Origin of the sequence: Humibacillus xanthopallidus, from assembly GCF_006717145.1 — a bacterium.
Lineage (GTDB): Bacteria > Actinomycetota > Actinomycetes > Actinomycetales > Dermatophilaceae > Humibacillus > Humibacillus xanthopallidus.
On the sequence record NZ_VFQF01000001.1, the window covers coordinates 883,362 to 905,439 of the forward strand.

Sequence of the window (22,078 nt, forward strand, 5' to 3'; positions counted from 1 at the left end):
TCCACGCGGCGCCGGGGGCGTCGCGATAGGGGGCGTTGCGGTCGTCAGGCCGGACCCGGTTGACGTGACCCCACAGGGCTACCGGCTCTCGGAGACGTGGCGGGCTGTAGCAGGCGCAACCGGCGCTCGAGTGGACTCCTCACTCCTCACGATCGACCCGGTGACCTCCGCTCCGAACCGCTCGCTCGGCGTGGTTGCGAGCGGCAAGGACCGGGTCGTTGAGATCGACATCGTCTCGCCCGTGCCCGGCGCGCTGCTCGGGGGCATCTCCATCCCGGGCCTCGTCCGCATCGAGGGTGAGCGCGAGCAGGCGGTGCGTTCGGACGCCGACCTCGGCGACTGCCACCTGATCCTGTCGCCGGTCACGGGCGGCACGGTTCAGGCCCCGGTGGCCGCCGCGCCGCAGCTTCCACGCCAAAATGAGGTGCCGCCGCAACTGCCGGGCGCGTCACTGACCGGGTCCATGTTCGGGCTTCCGGGCGTGGCCGGGTCGCGGTTCAAGGTCAAGCTCGTCAAGAAGCACAGTCCCGCAGAGTTCGAACCCCAGACCTTCTCGCACGGCGACGTGACCCTGTATGCCGCACCCATGCCCGTCGGCCTGCACGTCGACGACCCCGGCGGTGCGCAGCTGTTTGCGCTCGCGGGCCCGATCCGTGAAACGGCACGGGTCGATGTCACGGCGGCCCTCAACCGGCACCTCGGCGCGACGGGGGTGCACGGAACTTCGATCGCAGCAGTCATCACGGTTCGAAGCGACGTGGTGGGCAGGGCCTCGATCCTGTGGACGACCACCGGCGGGGTCATCGAGCGCGCCCTGAAGGGACGGCTCAGCGCGGAGTCCGTCGGCTCGCCGACCGAGATCGTTGTGCCGCCGCCCCATCCGGGACGCGAGCCGATCCGAACGCTCGCCGACGTCACGGTGTCCCATCACGGGATGGCGATCCACCCTGTCTCCGACCAGGTCCCGAAAGCTGATGCGGGACTGGGTGGCGTAACCGTCCGCGACCGCGCGGTCGTGCGAGCGCTCCCACCCGAGGCCCTCCGTGACCAGGTGCTCCGCAAGGTCTGCGTGATCGGCTGGCCGCGCGGATCGACCGACCTCACCCTCGAGCTGCTGGGCGTCTCGGCGTCCGTCGAGGGGCTCGCACCGCCGGTCGACCGCGACCCGCCGCTCCAGGTCTGGTTCGACCTCGGCGAGGTGGCCGTGTCGGCACCGGTCGAGATCAGGCTCTTTGCGACGCGGGGCGGGTTCCACTGGATCGCCGATCCGCAGCCGCTCATGCGGCTCGCGATCGCCTCCGGACCGGAGGGCGAGCGGGTCAGCGTGGGCGGCCGGACTATCGACCTCACCGGGGCCGAGACCGTCTCCACCGCAGTGGCCCTGGCCGGCACGGACCGCTGGGCGGTGACCACGGACCAGTTCTGCACCGTCTCGATCGCCAACGCGGTCATGGAGTTCGAACCATGAGCCTCCTCGACGAACTCCAGGCGCTCGACCTCTCCGCGATCGTCGAGGCCAAGGACTCCATCGCCGTCACGGTGAACGGCCAGGACCTGGTCGCACTCGTCGGAGACGGGGCCGCCATGTCGGTGCTCGGCGACCTGGGCGCCGTGATCCAGACGGCGGTCGACGGTTTCGAGCACCCGGAGTCGTTGGTCGAGCCCATCCTCACGGCGTTCACCGCGCTGCTGCGGGAGGTCGACGCCCAGATCCCGCTCGGCGACTACGTCGAGGCGATCACCACGGCGGCTCGAGTCGTCGCAGACCTGATCGCCGTCGTGTCCGGCGATCCCAAGCGGATCGGTTTCGGCGGCAAGGACATCGGCGATGCGCTCGAGCGGGTCGGGGGTCAGTTCGGCGATCACGCCGCGGTCGTGAGTGGCCGACTTTCCCGCTTCCGCGCCTTGGTCCAGACGGTCGAGAAAGGGCTCCCGTCGGAGCCAGCGGCGCTGGTGGCGCCCTCGCTCGAGATCCTGCTGCCGTTCCCGACGGCGTCGATCGACGCGGTCGGCGAGTGGACGACGCAGTTGACGGCGCGCCTCGACGCGATCATCATCGACCCGAACCTGACCAACGGCCTCGTGCGCGCTCTCGGTGATGTGCGCGTCGCCGCAGACGCGGGCGATGCCCCCGCGCTGAGGCAGTCGCTCACGGCGCTCGCCGAGGTCCGCGCGAGCACAGTGCGCCAGCTCGCCGCCGCGCTCCGCTCCGTGGCCGGGGCGGTGTCGTCCATCCGTCTCGACGACGGCCTCCGGTTGATCGCCGACCTGCGCGGCACGCTGAGCGCGGCCGACGACACGGTCTTCGACCTGCTCGACTCGTGGCGGGCGATGATCGCCGGCGTCCGCGCCTCGGTCGAGAGGATCGACGCGGCCACCGCGATGACGGAGCTCGACAAGGTGCTCGACCTCGTCGAGTCGACTGCCAGCGACGTGATCCTGACCGGTATCGACGGCTCGGTGGAGGTGGTGAAGCAGTGGCTGCGGGACCTGCTCAGGGAGATCCCGATCCGCCAACTTCGGATGCAGGTGAGCACTGGGATCGCCCAGGCTGCCAAGGCGATCGCCGACGCAGACCTCGACGCACCGGCCGAGGCCGTCCGCGGCCTCCTGACGCAGGTCTCCTCAGCTCTCACCGAGGCCGATCCGGCGGCCCTCGTCCAGGTGGCCGTTACCGAGCTCGAGACCGTCGTCAGGAATGCCCTCGACGATCTCGACGACGCGATGGGCAGCATCACGGCGAGTATCGGCGAGGTCGCCGACGAAGCCCAGCAGGTGTTGCTGCGTGCCGTCGACGGGCTGCGCGAGTTCCGGGAGGTCGTCGACGAGATCACGGTGGCCATCGAGGACGCCGGTATCGCCGAGGCCGCCGCTCAGATCGCCGCCTCGCTCGACGAGCTCCAGCAGCAGGTCTCGGAGCTGGTGGCGAACGCGCCTATGCCCGACGCCCTCCGTGACGCGGTCGAACAGCTCGTCGAGACGCTCGAGTCGATCGACCTCGATGCGGCGATCGGCGGTCCGCTGCGCGAGGTGGCGAGCCAGCTGCAGATCCCGGGGGAGATCGCGACGACGGTTCGGGACGGCCTCGCGGCCGTCGCCGACGCGATCCAGTCGCTCGTCCCGACCGACGTGGTCGCCGAGCTCGAGGCGATGATGGCCGGGGTGCTCGGCGAGATCGAGAAGCTCGACCTCAGCCAGCTCAACGGTTCGGTCACCGAGCTGCTGGACGGTGCGGCGAGCGTCTTCGACGCGGTGGACGTCGCGGAGCTAATCGCACCCGTGGCCGACGTGTTCGCCGAGATCGTCGCGCTGGTCGACCGAGTGCACCCTCGGATCATCCTGAGGCCGGCCATCGACTTGTATTCGCAGATCCTCGGCGCCATCCCGGTGCCGAGTCCGGAGGCGATCACGACACGCGCCGCGTCGGTCATGTCGCAGGCCGGCGAAGCCGTCGCTCGAACCGCTGTCGAGCCGGCACGACGAGCTGTCAGCGCCGACGCGACGACACCGCCTGCCGGCGAGTCACCGCGGGGCGGGCTGGGTCCAGCTCGTGAGGACCAACCGCCGGACCTACGTCCGGGCGACATCGTGCGGTTGATCGGCTTCCTGCCGGCGAAGCTTCGCGAGGCCCTGAGCCGGCTGGGCGCTGGACCGGCGGGTGAGGTGCTGGCCGCGATCTCGGGGGGGCTGTCGAGCGCCACGGAGGGCCTTCGCGACGTGCGCGACCGCGTGGTCTCGCTCGATCGGATGGTCGACCGGGCCCTCGAGGCTGCCTTGGCCCCGGTCGCCGTTTCGCAGGTCGAGGCCCAGCTGGCACTTCGAGGATCCGCCGCGGTCACCGCCGGCGGGGTCGACGTGGACGTCTCGATGACGCTCGTGGCCTCGGCCGGGCCTGGCGCACTGCATGTCGAGCTCGAAGGCGAACGCGAGCTGGTCGAGCAGCGTTGCCGCCTGGCAGCGGTAGCGCTCTCAGGATCGGCGGCGCACGATCTCGACCTCGCTGTCGAGATGCTGGAGCAGGTGGTTCCTGCCGAAGTGCTCGCCGATGTCGACGCGCTCCTCGCGGCGCTGGACCCTGAGCCGATCGCCGCCGAGCTCGACGCGCTCTTCGCCTCGATCGTCGACGCGATGCCCGAGTTCCTGACGGCGGTCGAGTCTGAGCTGCCGGCACTCGAGGCGCGAGTTCGTCGACTGATCCACGAGTTCAGCCCCGGCACGCTCATGCAGCGCTACGTCGGGGTGCTCGACGTCGTGCGCGAGGAGATGTCACTGCTCGATCCGGGACGGCTTGCCGACGAGCTCGGCGCCGTCCACGCCGAGGTGAAGGCAGCGCTGCTCGCCTATGATCCCCTCGTCCTGGCGCGCGAGGTCGACGGTCTGGTGGCCCAGGTGGCCGCCGCGCTGCGCGGACTCGATCCGGCGGGCCTGATGCCGGATCTCACCGGCATCGAGACCCAGGTCGCACGAGTCGCTGACATCCTGCCGGTCAACGCTCTCGCGGGAGTGGGGACGCAGCTCACAGCCGTGGGAGACGAGCTGCGCGAGCTCGACGTGAGCGGGATGCTCGACGCGGTCAACTCGCTCGTCCCCGAGGTGGCCGAGGCCATCGCCTTGCTCATCGACGCGGTGCGCGACGAGATCGTCGACGTCCTCGAGTCCATTCGATACGCGGAGTCCAACGGGTCGGTGTCGGTGTCTGTCTCGACGGAGGTGGCGTGATGGTGAATGCGGATACCGAGATCCCGTGGGCCTCGATCTCTCGGTCCGGCCTCGACCCGGTCGTGGTGACCCGGTTGGTGGTCCCCGGCGCTGGCGTGCTCGAGTTCGAGCGCGAGCGGGCGACGGGTGCGCTCGTCGGTGTGTCGGGTGGCGGCCGTCAGTACCTCACCACCGACGCCGACGGCGTTCAGACCTGGCCGAGCGTGTGCACTGTTCTCGAGCGCGCCATGTCAGACGGGGTGGTCAGGCACATCACGACACCGCGTGAGTCGTGGACTGAACGGTACCGCTGGGCCCACCACCGACTGGTGGAGGTCGACGGGGTCGAGATCCGCCGCGACGCCGTCGGTCGCGTCGTCGCCTGTGTTCCGACGGGCGTCGATCCCGCTCCACCGGATCACGCGTGGTTCTACAGCTACTCGGACCACGGGCTCGTCCACATCGACGGACCGCGTGGGAGTCGGTCGATGGTCGTCGACTCGCGGGGCCGCGTCCGGTCGGTCCACGAGGGTGGCGTGAGTACCGCAGTCGCGTATGGCGGTGTGGGCGACCGCCTCGCGGCCAGCCGGCCGCTCCATGACCATCTCGACGAGTGCGGCCGATGCTGGGCGACCCTAGACGCGTCTGGCGCGGTCGACCACGTCTACATCTGGGATGGTGGCCGCTGCTTGGCCCGCATCGACGGCAGCGTGGGCTCGCCGCTGGGCGCGGTGTTCAGTCTTGACCCGTCCGCCACGCCGGTTCGTGTCGTGGAGCCGACGAGGACACTGCGGGTGCCGCGCGACGCATACGGCGAAGGACTACTCGGCCTCGTCGGCGTGCCCGGGCTCTTCGGCGGGCAGGTCCACGGCGGGCTCGTCCACCTTCCCGTGCGCCGCCTCGACCCGGTGACGGGCAGCTTCTGCGACCCTGACCCCTTTGACGGCGGCGAGTCGGACCCGCGGCGCGCCGGTGTGTACGAAGGGCCGATTCCTGCCGAGGCGGCGCCCCGATCCGCCTACGAGGTATGCCGCGGCGACCCGGTCGGTCGCGCCGACCCGACTGGCGGCATCTCGGCCGGTCTGGTCATCTCGGACCTGACGTGGTCGCTGCAGAACAACCTCTTGACGTTCTTCGGCATCGACTGGACGGTCAACATGCTCATGAGCCTGATCCTGGCTCCGTTCAAGGGCCCGCTCGGTCTCGAGTATGACTTCTTCGACACGAGCGGCCTCGTCGCGAGCCCTCGTCACGGCGGGTTCGGGGTCCGACGTGACGGGTTCATCCCGGGCTTGATCACCAAGCTCAACCAGTCGCCGCGGGCCTTCACCACGCAGCACATCGTGTGGGCGCCCGATGTGGAGTTCAGCGATCTCGACCGCGGCGAGGTCATCGACTGCGGAGGGTCCCCGGTCGAGTTCACGCACTATGGGTCGATTCTGTCGATCACTCCCTCGGGACGCCCGCGAAGAGTGCTGCAGTCGATGAGCCTCAGTGGTCGCGACTGGGTGTCCTCGAACGCAGCACCCGCCTGGACGCGCCATGGGGGAGTCGGCGTCGCGGTCGCACCCGGCACCCTCACGCCGTGGTTCCCGACCGGTGGGATTCACCTCGACGCCGCTTTCGACACGCGTCGAGACTTGAGCTGTGCGATCACTGAGCTCTGCCCGTACACAGTCGCGGCGGGCCACCTCGAGAGCCGGTCGTTCCTCACCGCCGCATCCGCGACCGGTCTCGTCGTCGGTGACCGCGTGCTCGTGTCCGACGGGACGCACCTTGCGATCGCCTCGCTCATCGGCATCGTCGCAGCGGCGTCGGCGCAGCGGCTCCAGCTGGACGTGGCGTTGGGTGGTCTGACGCAGGGCGGCATCACGGTCACCAAGATCTCCACCGCCCCCACGAGCGTCGAGTCGCGCAACAGCGGTCCGGTGGCGAACTCGATCGACCTGCACGGCACGACCCAGACGCATGCCGTCAACGACCTTCTGCGCCTGACCTCCGGCACCAGCGTCACCGTCGCGCGAGTTGCGCGCACCGAGGCGCAGATACCCATCGACCGTCCGCTTCCGGCCGGTCTGGGCGGCCCTATCTTGCTGACGCTGGGTGCAGTGGGTGCGGCTGCTGTCACCGTCACCATGGCGGGCGCCAACATCGACTTCGGAGCGGGGACCCGGCCCACGCCAGGTACCGTCGGCCTCGTCAGCGGTGGCGGGACGGACGTCGCGGTCCGCGTCGAGTCCCATAGCGGCGCAAGCCAAGTGGTGCTCGACAGAGCCCTGCCTGCCCCGGTGACCGGGGCGGCAACCATCACCTTCCGGCCCGTCAATGCCGGCACCGTGATCGGGTCTCGCTCGGAGGGCGCGGAGGCAGCGGCGGTCATCACGTACGTGCCGACCCTTCCGGGTGCCGCGCCCGACGGGAGCGCGGGCACCCTCGTCGTGCGCTGCGACGCGGGCGCAGTGGCCCACGCGCGCATCGTCACTGGCGCGCCGCTGCACGACGTCGCGGTCATCGACCGGCCGATCGCGGGGTCGGCCCCGTTCACGACCGAGCGCTTCGCGATCACGGGGGCCTCGATCGGGTCCATCAGCCGTGCGGACGTGATGGCTCTCGTCCTGCCCGATCCGGCGCCGTTTTCCGCGGCACCGGCCGTCTTCCTCACCAAGGTGGCGGGCGCGACACCCGCGGCGCACAAGGCGCTCGTGACCGGCGACATCGTGCGTGGAATCCTCAAAGTGACGCCGTCGACCGCGGTCGTGGGCGGCTTCGAGCCGGGGCGGCCGTTGCTCGCCGGCAGTCGCGTCGCCGCGGTCCGGAAGGTCCGCCTCACCCCGACGTTCGACCGGCCCATCGACCTGAGTGCCTCCGGGCTTCGCCTCGTCGGGCTGACCCCCATCGGTCACGCGTACCTCGCGAAGGCGACCGCCTCCTCCGAGGTGCTCGTCCAGCCCCAGATCGACATCGGCGGGGCCGCGATCGACGTGCCATTCCCTCGGTTCGTCGTCGGCGACCTTGTGAACGTGACCGACCGAACCGGCAGAGGCGACATGTGGCACCGCGTCTCAGGCGTGAGCGGGGGCCGGATCAGCTTGGTGGGCGGCCCCGCACTCGCCGCAGGTGATCTCATTCGGGTTAGCGCCGTTGCCACGAACGATCCGGGCACCGGTGGACCGTTCCTCGGGACCGGTGGCAGCCGCTCCGGCTCTGGCGCGACGACGACCGCGACCTTCGACGTCTGGTCCACCGACGCGTGCCCCCCGGGGCGCGCGTGCGGGATCGTCGACGGAACGGTGACGCATCCCGCGGTCGTGACGGGCGCCGCGCAGGAGGTCGAGGTCACGTTCAGCGAGACGTTCGACGCGCCGGGCGTGACGGTGTCGACGCTGACTCGAGAGGCAGACCGGTTCGTCGCGACCATTGCGCGTGATGGTGCAGCACTGCTGCTGGACGGAGCCGTCGACGACCTCGAGACCGGGGCGGACACGTCGATCGTGGCCGTTGCCTACACCGACGGTGGCACGGCTTCGGTCACCGGTTCGCTCGGGCCGGGTTCCTTCCTCGTGCCCGAGGGCGAGGACACCGAGGTCACGCGGATCCAGGGGCTGACCGACCACGAGCTCCAGCACACGATCCAGTACGCGCAGTGGGGCCCCTTGTGGTTCAACCTCTTTCCGATGCTGGCGATGGAGCTGCCGGGCATCCTCAACACTGACACCGAGCTGCCTGAGTACTCCCGTTTCCTGGATGCCACGGTCGCCACCGGTTCAGGCAGTCGGTGGAACCTCAAGATTCCCGACACGTCCGGCGTGGCGATCGGGGTCGGCGACGAGCTCCAGCTCGTGCAGGGGTCGCGCCGTCCACGCGTGAAGGTCGCCGCGATCAACGGCACGGTGTACGCGGTGACCGTCGTCGGCGGCGGCGCCTTGCCGACAGGTCAGGTGAGCGTGCGAAAGCAGCAGAGAGCGACAACGTTCGACCGCTGGTTCGCCGGCTTCCAGCTGGCCACGCACGGCGGCCTGCTCAACGTGGCCGCCGGGTCGACGTGGGGTGGCATCTTCTGGCTGCTGGGCAAGGCGTTCTACGGGCTGGGCCGCGCGATTGCCGGGACTGGCGACTTGTATGCCGCGACAGTCCAGCCCGGAGGGGGAGCGCTGTCGCTGACCCGCGAGTCCGACACCACCTCCATCCGCACAGAGGGGCGGATCATCGTGCGCCACGGGGACAACACGGTCGTACGCTCGATGACACGCTCCGGGACCATGATCACGCTGACCGAGAACGTGGCGTTCACCGGAGGTGTCCGGGTGGCAATGTACGACACGCACGATCCGGGCAACGTGTTCGACTGGTTCGACTACTTCCCGGCGACGGTCGATGCGGACAACCCGTTCGTGCTCACGGTCGAGCCGGCTGGTGACTCGACGCTCCAACTCAGCCCGGAGGACCGGATCACCGTGAAGTATCGAGGCACCAACTTCAACACTGATGTGCTTGCGGTCAATGGCACGACGGTCGAGCTGTTGGAGCCGATCGCGGTCGTCGACGGCGAGCGTTCCCTCCGCATCGCCCGGGTGGGGGCGAGCGACCCGCTCGGCAACGCCGACTCGACTGCGATGGTCGAGATGGGAATGGGGTGGATGAAGTGGATCTTCGACCCCTACGGCCAGATCGAGTACGCGGCGGCCCCGCGCGAGGAGTGGGCGCGCTGGCTGCTGCGAGTGATGCGCTGGCTGCTCGGCACACAGAATTTCAGTCTGTTGCCCTTGGGATACGTCTGGTGGTTCCGGCTGATCCCGCTCATCCAGAAGGAGCACACCGCGTTCATTGAGCAGCAGGCGTCTCAGGAGAGCGGTGACCTCTACACCCCCCTCGGCAGGGTCTACGGTCAACGTGAGCCGGACGGGTGGGGACGCCACAAGATGGTGGTAGGTGACGTGGCCAGGTACCGCTACTGGCCGCTTGATCGCAACGCGACGCTGGTTCAGGGCCCGCGTGTCTCGGGGATGACATCCGGGCCGGGTCGGCTCGATGCGACCTCACTGCCCGGTGACGCTCCAGCCAACCTCGCCTCGCAGCTGCGGACGCTGCCTAACCTCGACACCGGGGGCACCGACGCTGGTCCACCGAACGGGAATGCGCGCGTTGGTGGTAGCGATCCGGGCACGTACGTCGCCGAGCCGTTCACCGTTCGCGATGTGGACCCGCGGGTGGTGCCCGGCAACGACCGCCTGGGCTTCGAGACGTCGCTCCTCGGCTGCGTTCCGGTCGGCTCCCGCGTACAGCGGATGCTCAGCGCCTACGTGGCGTTCACGCGCCTCGGCAGTCACCGGCTCACGACCGACAACCGCATCGACGGTGCCGACCTGGCCCTCGAGGCGTTCACGCTCGGAAAGCAGAACGTCTTCGCCGGCGGACAGACGCTCTTCTACGACATCACCGTCACTGACGTGACGATGACGGTGGCGGGCGAGGCCGTCACCACCGGGAAGCGGGTGACGATGGTCCCGTTCCAGCGGGCCCAGGTCGCAACCACGCCGCATGGGTCACGGTCGTACTCGCTCGCCGTCCCCGACCCGGCGGGCTCGGTGCTCCGCGTGGAGGGCACCGACCGTTTGGTCGCGCGCAGCCTTACGGCACCGGTCCCCGTAGAGGTGAGCCGCGTGTACACCTGCACGAGCGGGTCCTACCCGCCCGGGGGACTGGCTCTGGCCGGCATGCACCTCTCGCGCGACGTCCACATCCCCGTGCGCCGCTTCACCGTGGAGGTCGTGCCGACTTTGCCGCTGCGCGCGACGGCGGACGCCGCAGCCGCGGCCATCGCGTCGCTCGCGCGGGACGCCGATGGCTTCGTTCTCGTGCCGGCGCCGATCGTGACGCCGCTGGCGGTCACGAGCGTCGGGGGCGCTTCGCCGGTCGCGGGCGCGCCCGACCCCGTCAGCTCGTTCGAAGCCCCGGACGCGGCGACATTCCTCGGCGTCGGCGGGGTTGCTTTCCGAGTTCGGTTCACCACGGGATCGCCGATCGGCCTGGTCGTGATGACCGTTCGGGTCGGCACAGGTGGTGCCTCGGAAGAGCTGACCTGCACATTCAATCTCACCTGAAATCGGAGGACCCACGTCATTGATCAATGTCCGCGAATCCGCGCCGATAACCGGCGACGACTGGACGCAGGCCTTCGTCGACGCGATCGCCAAAGCCGAGCAGCTCGGTCTCGCGGGGGTCGTGGTCCCCTCCGACCCTGCCCTCTACACGGTTAGACGGCCCACGGCCGGGCAGACCCCGAGCATCGACCTGCGGGGACTTCACGGCCTCGCCCTGTTCGGCGAGGGCGCCCGGAGCGTCATCTCGATGATCGGCCCGGGCGCGTGGCGCTTGATCCACATCGGTGGCGAAGCCACCGCTTCGTGAACATGGTCAGATCAGGTCAGGCGAAGGTAGCGTCGGGCACGTGAAGGTCTTTCGGATCGGTGGTGTGAGAACTTCCATCTTCGGAGGACCTCGAGGCCTACCCAGCGACCGACGCGCCGCCTGCTCCCACACCCTCATCTGTGATGAGCCCTCAGCCCATCGGTGGCTCGAGGCCTAGGCACGAAGAGCCCCTTCATGCCTCTCAGGTGTAGTTGCCGGTCGACAGAGAGCGGAACCGGAATCCGGGGTCTCCGTAGCATTGGTATGCCGCCCATGTATTCGTGCGGGTGGCAGCCTGGCGCGCGCAGGTCACAGCCTCGCCGAAAGCCTGACCGTCATCGAGCAAGCTGCTGTACAGCTTTGTCGCAAAGGCGGTGGCGTCGTCGTCGTCTACGGCCCAGCCTGCCGCGACGACAGCGCGCACGCCGATCATGAGCAGCGCCCGGGCTATGCTGGCCGCGAGCTGATGCGAGTGACCGGCCCCGTTCTGAGCATCCCAACCCGCCGACGCGACCCGACCGCTGTGGCAGCAGTTAAGGAACACAAACTCGGGAACCACCGGCATTTCGCTGATGGTGGTCGCCGTCAAGTACTGGTCGGGACCGATGAGGATGCCCGAGCGCGCGGGTTTCTCCGCGTTGTACGACCCGTGGGCCGCGATGTGAACGATCCTGTATTCGTAGCCGTAGAGCGCATTGAGGATGCCTCTGAACGGGTAGTTCCCGGCCAACGCCGGCAGGCCGATGGTCTCAGCCTCTCCCTCTTCCCAGAGCAAGGCGTGGACCTGGTAGTCGGGGTGGTCGGGGCGAGACCTGCGCAGGACGTCGACCACCGCCCGGCCCTCCTTCAACGCACCAGGGAGGTCTGGAGCGGTGTCCCCGGTCGGCGGGTTGGCGATGACCAGGACGTCAGAGCCCGTTGGCCGTCGCACGGTGAAGCGGGCCCCTAGAGCGTCCCTCTCGGCGTACTGACGCAGCATGCCGCCACGAAGGGCCAGGTGATGCTGGCCGGGCGTGCTGGGCGGCTCGACCGATAGCGCCTCCCAAGGGTATGCCGCCGTTTGGGGGTCAACGACGATCTGCACGTTGTCCCCCGATAGGAGCGTGGGCTTGAGGCCACCCGGGAGTAGCAGCTCGAAGAGTGTGTTGCCGAGCTGCTCGTCCCGCTCCTTGCTGGTAATCGCTGTCGCGACCAGCTCGTCGACCGTCGCGCTCTCAACGCGGTGGACCAGGCGATCGGCTCTTGCCCGTCGACCCAGCGAGGTCACCTCGAGGTCCCGGTAGCCTTCCGGCGTGTCCTCCTCGGGTTCCGCGGCACGAATCTCGAGACGCCACCAGGCGCCGCTTGTGTACACGCCCAGAGGCAGACCCCGCTGGCCGCCCTCCCGGCGGGTCAGGTGCTTCATCGGCTTGAGCTGCACCACCGAACTGGCCGCGGCTCCGGTGCTCAAGCGTTGCAACGACCGGACCGCGGCCTGAGCCCGGTCCAGGTAGCGTTCGATGAGTTCCAGCCTAGCGATGCGGACGAGAGACCGCAGGCGCTGACTATTGCCCAAGAGCACCTCGGCGGCGACGACTCCGTCGACTAGTGCGGCGACGGACTCCTCGAGGGGTATGCCATCTAGGGGGTTGGTCCCGATGAGGGCAGACGCGACACCAAGCTCGAGCGGCTCCAGGGGAGTGTCGGTTAAGGCATCGGCTTGTGTCACCGCCCAGTCCAGGGTCGCCGCTGTCATGGCACGCGCCACCTTCTCTGCGGTGACCTCGCCCCCTTGGCCCAGCCCGAGCACGAGCACCCCAGGGGGGGACATTCCAGGGGCGGCGATATAGCTACCCGCGCCTTCCTGCTCCGGGTACGCGCCGACGAGCAGCCGATCGGACAACCTGCCGTGGAGGTGCGCATCGAGCCATCCCTCCGCCCCACCCCGCAACGGCATCCCCGATGCGTGGCCAACTGCAACTGGGAAGCTGGTCTGGTCGAGGCTGCCATGGACGACCTGGACCACCAAGCTATTCGGCCTCAGGGCAGTGGCGACCGTTGGATGGGAGCGGCCCCTCGGGCTGGTAGTCATCGCCCGGACCAGGTCAGACCCGTAGAGCAGGCCGACGCAAGGCGCTGACGTTCCTACGGCCCACCACGTAGTAGTTCGGAGACTGGTAGGGCGGCATCTGCTGGGCGACCTGGTTGCGTAGGTCGTGGAGCGAGCCCACGAACGCACCGTTGTCCCAAACCTTGAGCAAGTTCTCGGTGAACAGCCCGTTGCGGTCCCCGTCGAGGCTGGTCTGGTTGTCCTGGCAACCCGATACCAAGGCGACCGTCGCAGTGACACCGCTGGTTTCCCGGGCCGGGACAGCCCGCTGGATGCGGGCATACGTGGCGGCCCTGCCCTTCTGCACCTTGTCCGCCACAGCCCGCGGCATAGCTCGCCCGGCAGGCACGGCGGCCCGCGGGATGCCGCCTCCGGCTGCGACGGTGGCCAGCAGATCCCAGTTGGGCTCGCGCGGAATGGTGCCGCTGTGGCACGAGTCAGACAGCACGAAAATGCGCGACCCGGCAGGGAACTCGGCCCACAACGCCCATAACTCGTCATCGATGAGCTGCCGGTCGTACAGGCACCAGGTCTCGTCCTTGGTGTCTGCCGTCCCGCCGATCTCGCCGTAGTCACGATGTGCTTCGTCGCCGTTGGTGTCCGTCACCTGCCCCCCGTGCCCCGAGTAGGTCAGCAGGAACGCGTCTTTGGACGTCATCGACTTCGCAGCGCCAGTGATCGCGGCGACCACCTTCCGGGAAGTCGCTGCTTGGGTCAGCAGCAGAGTGTTTGGGCCATAGCCAAGTGAGGTGGCAAGCGCCGCCATGTCTCGCGCGTCGTTCTCGCACGCAACCAAGTCCCCTGACCAACCCATGTAGTGCTTCGGGCTCACCGAGTTGAGGCCAATGTGCAGTGAGATTCCCCTGGGCATACCGACCCCTCCCACGTTCGTGGCCAACTCGATAGGACTAGGCGTCCAAGGTTCTGCGCCGCTAACCCCTGCTCCATCAGGCTACCTAGCACAACAGGAGCCCGAGGCGAAACCGCGGATCTCCAACATCGCGACAGTGATTCGCGAAATGAATGTGGAACGCCGGTTCCGAGCCGCAACGGACCCAACTGGCTTTCGACAAGCATCGAGTCCGTGCGACCGTTCGAAGCTGGATCAAGACGGGTCACGTACCTTCTGACCGGTCCCGAGTCTCCCCGTGCGTTCGATCAAGGGAATAGCGACTGTCACATGCCTCGTCCGAGGGCGCTGGACGAGGCGACACGTGACCGAGCGCTCCCGCAGCAGCAGGATGACGTGATCTCACTTGGGAGTAACGGGGCTCATGGGACCTGAGTGTGGGGTGAGCACGGCGCGCCGGACTGCAGTGGCGCCTGGATAGGGGTCGAGGCCCTTCAGGATTGGTAGCGACCAAGCAACCGTTCCGAAGGACCTCGACATGAGCGAGCCTACGGCGTGCGCTGCCGCGCGCTGCCGTCCGTCCCCGTCGTATTGCGACAGCTGTGACCTGCTGGTGGGCCTCGAGTGTCTGCACGTGACCTCGGTCGAACAGGACGACGCCGGCTTGGTGGTGATGGTCGAGTCGGCGCCGGCGCCGATGGGCTGCCCTGGCTGCGGGGTCGTCGCTTACGCGCACGGGCGGGTCACCGTGGAGCTGGTGGACCTGCCCTGTTTCGAGCGGCCGGTCCGGCTGCGCTGGGTCAAGCGCCGATGGTCCTGTGCCGAACCAGTCTGTGCGACTGGAACGTTCGTCGAACAGGATGAGACCGTGGCCCGGCCGCGGGGGTTGTTGACGGTTCGGGCGTGCTGGTGGGCGATCGAGCAGATCCGCCGCGAGCACGCCTCGGTCGCTGGCGTCGCCCGCCAGCTGGCCTGCTCGTGGAAGACGGTGTGGCGCTCCATCCGGCCGCTGCTCGAAGCCCTGGACGCGGACCCGGCCCGGTTCGACGGCGTGGCCACCCTCGGCGTCGACGAGCACGTGTGGCACCACGTGTCCCCGCTCAAGCGCGGACCGAAGGAGCTGACCGGGATGGTCGACCTGACCCGCCACCCGGACCCGAAGGACCCCGACAAGCTGATCGTCCGTGCGCGGCTGCTCGACCTCATACCCGGCCGGTCCGGGACGGTGTACCGCAACTGGCTGATCGAACGCGGCGACGCCTTCCGCGCCGGCGTGCAGGTCGCCACCCTGGACCCGTTCCACGGGTACAAGAACGCCATCGACGACCAGCTCGACGAGGTCGCGTCCGTCCTTGACGCGTTCCACGTCGTCAAGCTCGGCGGGCAGGCCCTCCACGAGATCAGCCGCCGCGTGCAGCAGGCGATCCACGGACACCGCGGCCGCAAGGGCGACCCGCTGTGCGGCATCCCGCAACATCCTGCGCCCATCGGCGCGAGGATCCCGACCGAGCCGTACGTCATCACCGCCTGGCGCAAGCGCCACCCCATCCAGGAGATCCCGGACGGGCACGTCTTCACCCAGCCGTGGCCGGCCGGCCCGACCGACCGACGGAAGGACCACACGTTCGACCACCAGTACAAACACGACCGGGCCCGGCGCACCCTCAAGGGCATCGACGAGCAGGTCACCAAGGCCGAGCGCGCGGTCGCAGGCACGACACCAGTGAAGCGGAACCGGTTCGTCCAGCTCACCGGCGGCTCCAAGAGCGTGAACCGGGCCCTGGAGGCCAAGGCCCGCTCCCTCGCCGGCCTGAAGGGTTATGCCGAGGTCGCGGTTATGCCGACCGGCGGCCCGTCTTCGGCATTGTCGCTGTTGAGGGCGGTGCCCTTACTCGGGCTGTCGGCATAATCGCGGGGCTTCCTGAGGGTGGGGAGGCTGGCCTTCCTGACTCAAGGAAGGAGTTGCCTGCATGAGCGGTGACTGTGTGGTTGGTCCCGGCGGGCGCCGGGTGCTTGTCGAGGACGCGTTGAGCGAGTACGGCGACTTCCTCGTGGCCGGCAAGGGCGTCGCGGTCGCTACGAGGGAGTGCTATCTGCGCCACGTTCGGACCTTCCTGTCCGAGCTGGCCGACCGATCGGGTGCCGTTGACCTGCAGGCCGTTTCGGCATTGCAGGTGCGGTCCTTCGTGACGGAGCGTGGTGGCCGCTACGCGCCGGAGTCGTTGAAGCTGACCGCGACTGCGGTCAGGTCGTTCCTGAGGTTCGCCTGGATGTCCGGCTGGACGGGTAGCGACCTGACCGGAGCCGTCGGGACGGTGGTGACCCACCGGTCGGGCCGGCTGCCCAAGGCGCTCACTGCCGAGCAGATGCATCAGTTGCTGGCCAGCCCGGATCGCCGGACCCTCACCGGCGTTCGGGACTACGCGCTGCTGTTGCTGTTGTCCCGGCTGGGACTACGCGCGGGTGAGGCCGCCGGGTTGCGCCTGGAAGACATCAACTGGCAAGCGGGAACCGTCACCGCGACGGTCAAGGGCGGTGGCACGCTGACCTTCCCGATCCCGCGCGATGTCGGCCAGGCGCTCGTGGGTTACCTGCAGCGACGCGCGACAGCGGTCGGGTACCGCGAGGTGCTCCTGCAGGTCCGCGGTGAACCGAGGCCGATGACCAGGTTCGCGGTGACCGAGGTCGTGTCCCGGCATGCCGCCGCCGCCGGACTGGGGACGGTGCGCCCACCGGCTGCGTCACTCCGCGGCCCGAGCCGTGCTGGCCGCGGGCGGCACCCTGGTCGAGGTTGGCGAGCTGCTCGGCCACACCACCGCCCAGGTCACCATGGCCTACGCGTCCTTCGATCTCGGCTCGTTGGCAGTACTGGCCCGGCCGTGGCCGACGGAGGCCGACGATGACTGACGACCTGACCGTCCTCATCGGTGAGTACCTGGCCTTCCGCACAGCCCGCGGGTTCCAACAGAACCCGAAGGTCGAACGCCTGCTCACCCAGTTCGTCACCTCCCTTTCAGGGGATGCAGCCGACCGAGCCGATGGCCGGTTGTTCACGAACGGCCAAGCCTTAGCGTGGGCCCACGCGCCCGCCGGAGGGTCCCCGGCGTGGCTGTCCTACCGGCTGTCCGCCGTCCGGCAGTTCGCAGTCTTCCTGGCCGGGTCAGGCCTGCCGGTCGAGGTACCGGCCGTCCGTCAAGGAGTCGGCGGGTCCCGCCGCGCGACGCCGTACCTGTACACCAACGCGGACGTCCGGGCGCTGATGGCAGCCGCCGATGACCTGTTCACGCCGCTGAAGGCGGCCACGCTGAAGACCCTGACCGGGCTGCTGGCGGTCACTGGGATGCGGATCGGGGAGGCGCTCCAGCTCATCATCGGCGACCTCGACCTGGACCACGGCGTCATCGTCATCACGCAAGCGAAGTACGGACGCCAACGCATCGTCCTGCTCGAGGCGACCTCGCGTCAGGCCGTCGCCGGCTACCTGAGCCTGCCGGTCCGCGGCCGGCTCGGGACCACGACGGAAAGACCAGTCTTCGTCACGTCCAAGGGCACCGCCTTGGCTTACGGGACTGCGCAGGGCGCCTTCCACCAGATGACCCAGCGGGCCGGCCTGCCGCCGCGGGCCCGGGGCCCGGCCACGCCAGCACGACCTGCGCCATGCGTTTGCGACCCGTCGATGATCGACGCGTACCGCCACGGGCGCGACCCCGCCAGGACACTGTCCCTGCTGTCGGTCTGGCTCGGGCACGCCAACCCGGCGGACACCTACTGGTACCTGCAGGCAGCGCCCGAGGTCGCCGCCCTCGCGGCCCTACGGCTCGAACCTGGCCTCGACGGTCGCGAGCTCGAAGGCGAGGAATCGTGATGGCCCCGCTTGACACGACTCGGCTCGCGCCGGTGCTGCACGAGTACTTCACCGCATACCTGGTCACCCAACGCGCCATGAGCGATGCGACGATCCGCACCTATCGGGACACGTGGCGGCTCTTCCTGCGCTTCCTGGCCCAGGCCCGTCACGTGCCCGCCCATCAGCTCGCCGTCACCGACGTGGACGCCGCCTCGGTGCTCGCCTTCCTCGAACATCTGGAAACCTCGCGGGGCAACAGTGCCGCGACCAGAAACCTGCGGCTGGCCGCGATCAAGTCGATGATGGCCTTCCACGCCACCAAGGCCCCCGAGCAGCTGGACACCGCCGCCCGGATCCACGCCATCCCGGTCAAGAAGAAGCCCAAGCCGCAGCCCACGTTCCTGACCAGCGTCGAGGCGCAGGCGCTGCTGGACGCGATCGGCGCCGACACCTGGACCGGCCGAAGGGACCGGGCGATGTTCGCCCTCGCCGTGCAAACCGGGCTGCGGCTCAGCGAGCTCACCGGGTTACACATCGACAGCCTCCACCTCGGCGCCGGTCCCCATGTTGCCTGCACCGGCAAGGGCCGCAAGAGACGCACCACACCACTGACCACAGCCACCGCCGCCGTGCTGACCGGATACCTCCACGAACGGAAGGCCCGCCCGGGCGACGTGCTCTTCCCGAACCCGCAGGGCAGGGCGCTGTCGCCAGACGCGGTGCAGCAACGCCTGTCGGTGTACGAGGCCCGAGCCGTCACGAGCTGTCCCGAGCTGGCCGGCAAGCACGTCAGCGTCCACACCCTGCGGCACACCGCCGCCATGCGATTCCTCGAGGCCGGGATCGATGCCGCCGTCATCGCCCTATGGCTCGGCCACGAGTCCACCGCGACGACCAGCATGTACCTGCACGCCGACCTGAATATCAAACGAGCCGCCCTCGAACGCACCCGGCATCCCGACACACCCGCCGGGGACTACCACCCGGACGACCCGCTCCTCGCCTGGCTCCAGAGCCTGTGATTATGCCGATGACCACAGCCCGGCCACGGCCCCCACCAACGATCCCGAGCCCTCTGTCGGCATAACCCCGACATCGGCATAACCCTTCTTATCCCGACCTCGGCATAAGAAGGGCTACGTGACGAACCTCGGCCCGGCGATCGCCGACGCCGGCTTCGTCATCGGCGCTTACCACCGGCTCTTCCAGATCGAGAAGTCCTTCCGGATGTCCAACCACGACCTGCAAGCCAGGCCGATCTTCCACCACAAACGCGAGAGCATCGACGCGCACCTGACCGTCGTGTTCGCGGCCCTCGCCGTCAGCAAGCTCATCGAGGACGCGACCGGCTGGAGCATCAAGAAGTTCGTGCGGACCGCCCGGCGCTGCCGCACCATCGAGATCCAAGCCGGCGCCCACACCCCCACCGCCGCCGACCCGCTACCCGCCGACCTCGCAGAGGCAATTCAGTCACTCCGCGGCGCGACCCCGACCTAGACAGTAAATCCAAGCCAAGTCAGGACGCCCTCGGCCCCCGTAACCTGACCAAGAACAGCGCTCGACAACTCGAGAGACAGGGGTTTCCGGGCCCCCGGCTAGACCCTCAATTGAGATGAGCCCGGCCTCGTTGGTCCGGCGTCGTGGCCGATGGTCCGGAGCGTGGCTAGCGCGGGCGACTCGTTGCGAAGTCCCGAGTGCCCGCGCCCTTGCCTAAGCTGCTGGTGCTTCGATCTCCACCCGCATCGATGCAGCCTCCAACTCATCCTCGACTAAATGGCTGCGGGTCATGGAGGTCAAATAGACTCGCATTGTGTCATTGAAGCGATCTTGGACCGCGCGCATGTCGCGCTCTGTCAAGGATTTATCCGTAACGACTCGCAGCCAGTACGTACTGATCATGGTCTGCAGCCAGGCGGTACGCGGCCCGGCCAGCTCCATCCGCTCCGCCGGTCCTGTCAGGAAGATTGACACGAACGCGCCAGCCGAAATGCCACCGAAACCGACTGCTGCGACAGCATCTGCTGTGTCGTCGGCGGTCAGGCCCATGAATACGCTGACGGAGAAAGATACTATGCCCACGGCAAAAAGTGCCCACAGCATGTAGATGGCCCCCCGAAAGGCCTCTCCGATTCTGACCTGCGTTGCGTTCGCGCTTGCGGCCAGATTCAGAAGGACATCCTGCTTCATCTGATTATAGATCGCGTCCGTCGCTTCCTCGGGCCGCGGCACCGGCAGCTCCTCCGGAATCCTCACCATCGGCAGATTGGCGACTGTGGCAGTCTTCTTCTTCACCGTGTTCCCCCCATCGGGTCTAGTGCATTGATCCTGTGAGATGAGAGTGCGCCGTGAGTGATGCTGCCCACAAGGTCTTTCCGAGTAGTCTCAGCAAGGCCATGAGAAGGTCACAGGTGAACCACAGGCCGCGCACCGGCCGCCTCAATCAGGCTCATTGAACCGCCCCGGCATGTCGGGAGACTCCAAACCTTGGGAAGGTTGGAGTCATGTCCGGGAACACGTCCAAGAGGTACCCGCCTGAGCTGAAGGCTCGGGCGGTGCGGATGTTCGAGGAGATCCGCCCCGATCACGCCACCGACTGGGAGGCGATGACCAAGGTCGCGCAGTTGCTCGGGGTGAGCACCGCGGAGACGGTCCGCAAGTGGGTGCGTCAGGCCCAGGTCGACCACGGCGCCCGTCCGGGTGTCACGAGCGAGGAGTCGGCCGAGGTGAAACGGTTGAAACGAGAGAACGCGGAGCTGCGCCGCGCGAACTCGATCCTGAAAGCCGCGGCAGCTTTCTTCGGTGCCGAGCTCGACCGGCCCTCCCGCTGATCGTGGAGTTCATGCGCGAGCACGCTGACCACCGTGAAGACAGTGAGAACGGTGGCCTGCGTTGGGGTGTCGAGCCGATCTGCGCTGTGCTGAGTGAGCACGGGCTGCCGATCGCCCCGTCGACGTACTACGCGCACGTGAACAAGCCGGCCACCGCCCGTGAGTACCGGGATGCGCTGTTGCTGAACGAGATCCGCCGTGTCCACGCCAGCAACTACGGGGTGTACGGGGCCAGGGAGGTCTGGCTCCAGCTCAACCGTGAGGGGATCCCGGTGGCCCGGTGCACCGTGGAACGGCTGATGCGCGAGGACGGCCTGACCCGCGCGGTCCGGGGCACGGTCAAGCGCACCACCATCGCCGACCCGGCCAGCCCGCGGGCGCGGGACCTGGTCCGGCGTGACTTCTCACCGCTGGCTCCGGACCGGCTCTGGGTTGCTGACATCACGTACGTCTCGACGTGGGCGGGGTGGGTGTACGTCGCCTTCGTGATCGACGCGTTCGCGCGCCGGATCATCGGCTGGCGGTGCGGGACGAGCATGTCCACCCAGCTGGTCCTGGACGCCCTCGAGCACGCCGTGTGGACCCGTGAGCGTGAAGGCCGCTCACTGGATTCCGTTGTGGCGCATACCGATCGCGGGTCGCAGTACACGGCGATCCGGTACACCGAACGCCTCGCCGAAGCGAACATCGCGGCCTCGGTCGGCTCCGTCGGCTCGTCCTACGACAACGCCCTGGCCGAGTCGATCAACGGGCTGTACAAGACCGAGCTGATCAAACCACAAGGCCCGTGGCGCAGCCTCGACGCTGTTGAGTACGCCACCGCGGAATGGGTCGACTGGTTCAACCACCGCCGCCTCTACGAGTACCGCGGAGACATCCCACCCGTCGACCTCGAGACCGCCTACTACGCTCAAACACGAGCCCAGCAGCAGCTGGAGCTCTCAAACCACTGAGTCTCCCGACTCACCGGGGCGGTTCAGATCGAGGTTAAGTACGGCCTAGAGCGTGTCTGCTAAAGGTCCCGGGTCGTGTGGGCCATCGTGTGTGGCGCACTTCGTGGTGGCGTGATCTGTGACGAGTTGTGGACTGTCCTCGAACCGGTGGTGCCGCAGGACGCGGGTCGTCGGGGTCGGGCGTGGAACGACCACGGAGCGACGCTCGAGGCGATCGTCTGGCGTATCCGGACGGCTCGCCGTGGCGGGACCTGCCGGACGCGTTCGGGGCATTTGAGTCTGTCTGACAGCGGCTTCGGCTGTGGTCGACGGACCGACGCACGAGCGGAAGTTCGCCGCAGTGCGCGAGGAGGCCGGTTTGACGGACGTCCGAGTCGGAGCCCGCGGCTCGCATGATCTCCCACC

12 protein-coding genes and 2 pseudogenes are annotated in these 22,078 nt (G+C 68.4%); 11 read left to right on the forward strand and 3 right to left on the reverse strand.

What is annotated here, in order from left to right; translation table 11 throughout:
- Positions 1–160 precede the first annotated feature (160 nt).
- The 4 genes from FHX52_RS03975 to FHX52_RS03990 are packed head-to-tail and all read left to right on the forward strand — an operon-like array spanning position 161 to position 11,106.
- The gene (locus FHX52_RS03975; RefSeq protein ID WP_141820110.1) at positions 161–1,468 is read left to right on the forward strand and encodes a hypothetical protein; all 1,308 of its coding nucleotides are present in this window, start codon (positions 161–163) and stop codon (positions 1,466–1,468) included.
- Complete coding sequence (locus FHX52_RS03980) at positions 1,465–4,719, forward strand: hypothetical protein (protein ID WP_141820112.1); 3,255 nt, start codon at positions 1,465–1,467, stop codon at positions 4,717–4,719. The genes FHX52_RS03975 and FHX52_RS03980 overlap by 4 nt, the downstream gene beginning before the upstream one ends.
- A complete protein-coding gene (locus tag FHX52_RS03985) occupies positions 4,719–10,799 on the forward strand; it encodes an RHS repeat-associated core domain-containing protein (protein WP_141820114.1) in 6,081 nt (2,026 codons plus the stop codon). Before FHX52_RS03980 ends, FHX52_RS03985 begins: the two co-directional genes overlap by 1 nt.
- 19 nt (positions 10,800–10,818) lie before the next feature.
- Entirely contained in the window at positions 10,819–11,106 is a 288-nt protein-coding gene (locus FHX52_RS03990; RefSeq protein ID WP_141820115.1) for a hypothetical protein, read from the forward strand.
- A gap of 202 nt (positions 11,107–11,308) precedes the next feature.
- Here the strand turns inward: FHX52_RS03990 and FHX52_RS03995 are convergent, their stop codons facing one another.
- Positions 11,309–13,111, reverse strand: a complete 1,803-nt coding sequence (locus tag FHX52_RS03995; protein WP_185747072.1) for a CHAT domain-containing protein — start codon at positions 13,109–13,111, stop codon at positions 11,309–11,311.
- A 79-nt stretch (positions 13,112–13,190) separates the two neighbouring features.
- A complete protein-coding gene (locus FHX52_RS04000; RefSeq protein ID WP_221630463.1) occupies positions 13,191–14,027 on the reverse strand; it encodes a caspase family protein in 837 nt (278 codons plus the stop codon).
- Between the two features lie 715 nt (positions 14,028–14,742).
- On the opposite strand from FHX52_RS04000, the pseudogene FHX52_RS24720 reads away from it, so the two are divergent.
- From FHX52_RS24720 to FHX52_RS04025, 6 genes and pseudogenes are all read left to right on the forward strand, one after another.
- A pseudogene (locus FHX52_RS24720) lies at positions 14,743–14,811 on the forward strand (hypothetical protein); the annotation flags it as partial.
- A 102-nt stretch (positions 14,812–14,913) separates the two neighbouring features.
- Positions 14,914–15,954, forward strand: coding sequence for a transposase (locus FHX52_RS24725; protein ID WP_425460100.1), 1,041 nt, complete (start codon positions 14,914–14,916; stop codon positions 15,952–15,954).
- A 61-nt stretch (positions 15,955–16,015) separates the two neighbouring features.
- Positions 16,016–16,948, forward strand: coding sequence for a tyrosine-type recombinase/integrase (locus FHX52_RS04010; protein ID WP_221630466.1), 933 nt, complete (start codon positions 16,016–16,018; stop codon positions 16,946–16,948).
- Positions 16,945–17,910, forward strand: coding sequence for a tyrosine-type recombinase/integrase (locus FHX52_RS04015; RefSeq protein WP_141820123.1), 966 nt, complete (start codon positions 16,945–16,947; stop codon positions 17,908–17,910). Before FHX52_RS04010 ends, FHX52_RS04015 begins: the two co-directional genes overlap by 4 nt.
- 32 nt (positions 17,911–17,942) lie before the next feature.
- Entirely contained in the window at positions 17,943–18,914 is a 972-nt protein-coding gene (locus tag FHX52_RS04020) for a tyrosine-type recombinase/integrase (protein ID WP_246069603.1), read from the forward strand.
- Positions 18,915–19,023: 109 nt separating this feature from the next.
- Positions 19,024–19,389, forward strand: a pseudogene (locus FHX52_RS04025) (IS1634 family transposase); the annotation flags it as partial.
- 213 nt (positions 19,390–19,602) lie between these two features.
- Here FHX52_RS04025 and FHX52_RS04030 read toward each other — a convergent pair.
- On the reverse strand, positions 19,603–20,184 hold the full coding sequence (locus FHX52_RS04030; protein WP_141820126.1) for a hypothetical protein: 582 nt from the start codon (positions 20,182–20,184) through the stop codon (positions 19,603–19,605).
- 209 nt (positions 20,185–20,393) lie between these two features.
- On the opposite strand from FHX52_RS04030, the gene FHX52_RS04035 reads away from it, so the two are divergent.
- Positions 20,394–21,673 (forward strand): IS3 family transposase gene (locus FHX52_RS04035; RefSeq protein WP_425460082.1). Its coding sequence is split into 2 segments (ribosomal slippage): positions 20,394–20,679 and positions 20,679–21,673, totalling 1,281 coding nucleotides; the frame shifts between segments, so codons are not numbered across the junction.
- Positions 21,674–22,078: the final 405 nt, after the last annotated feature.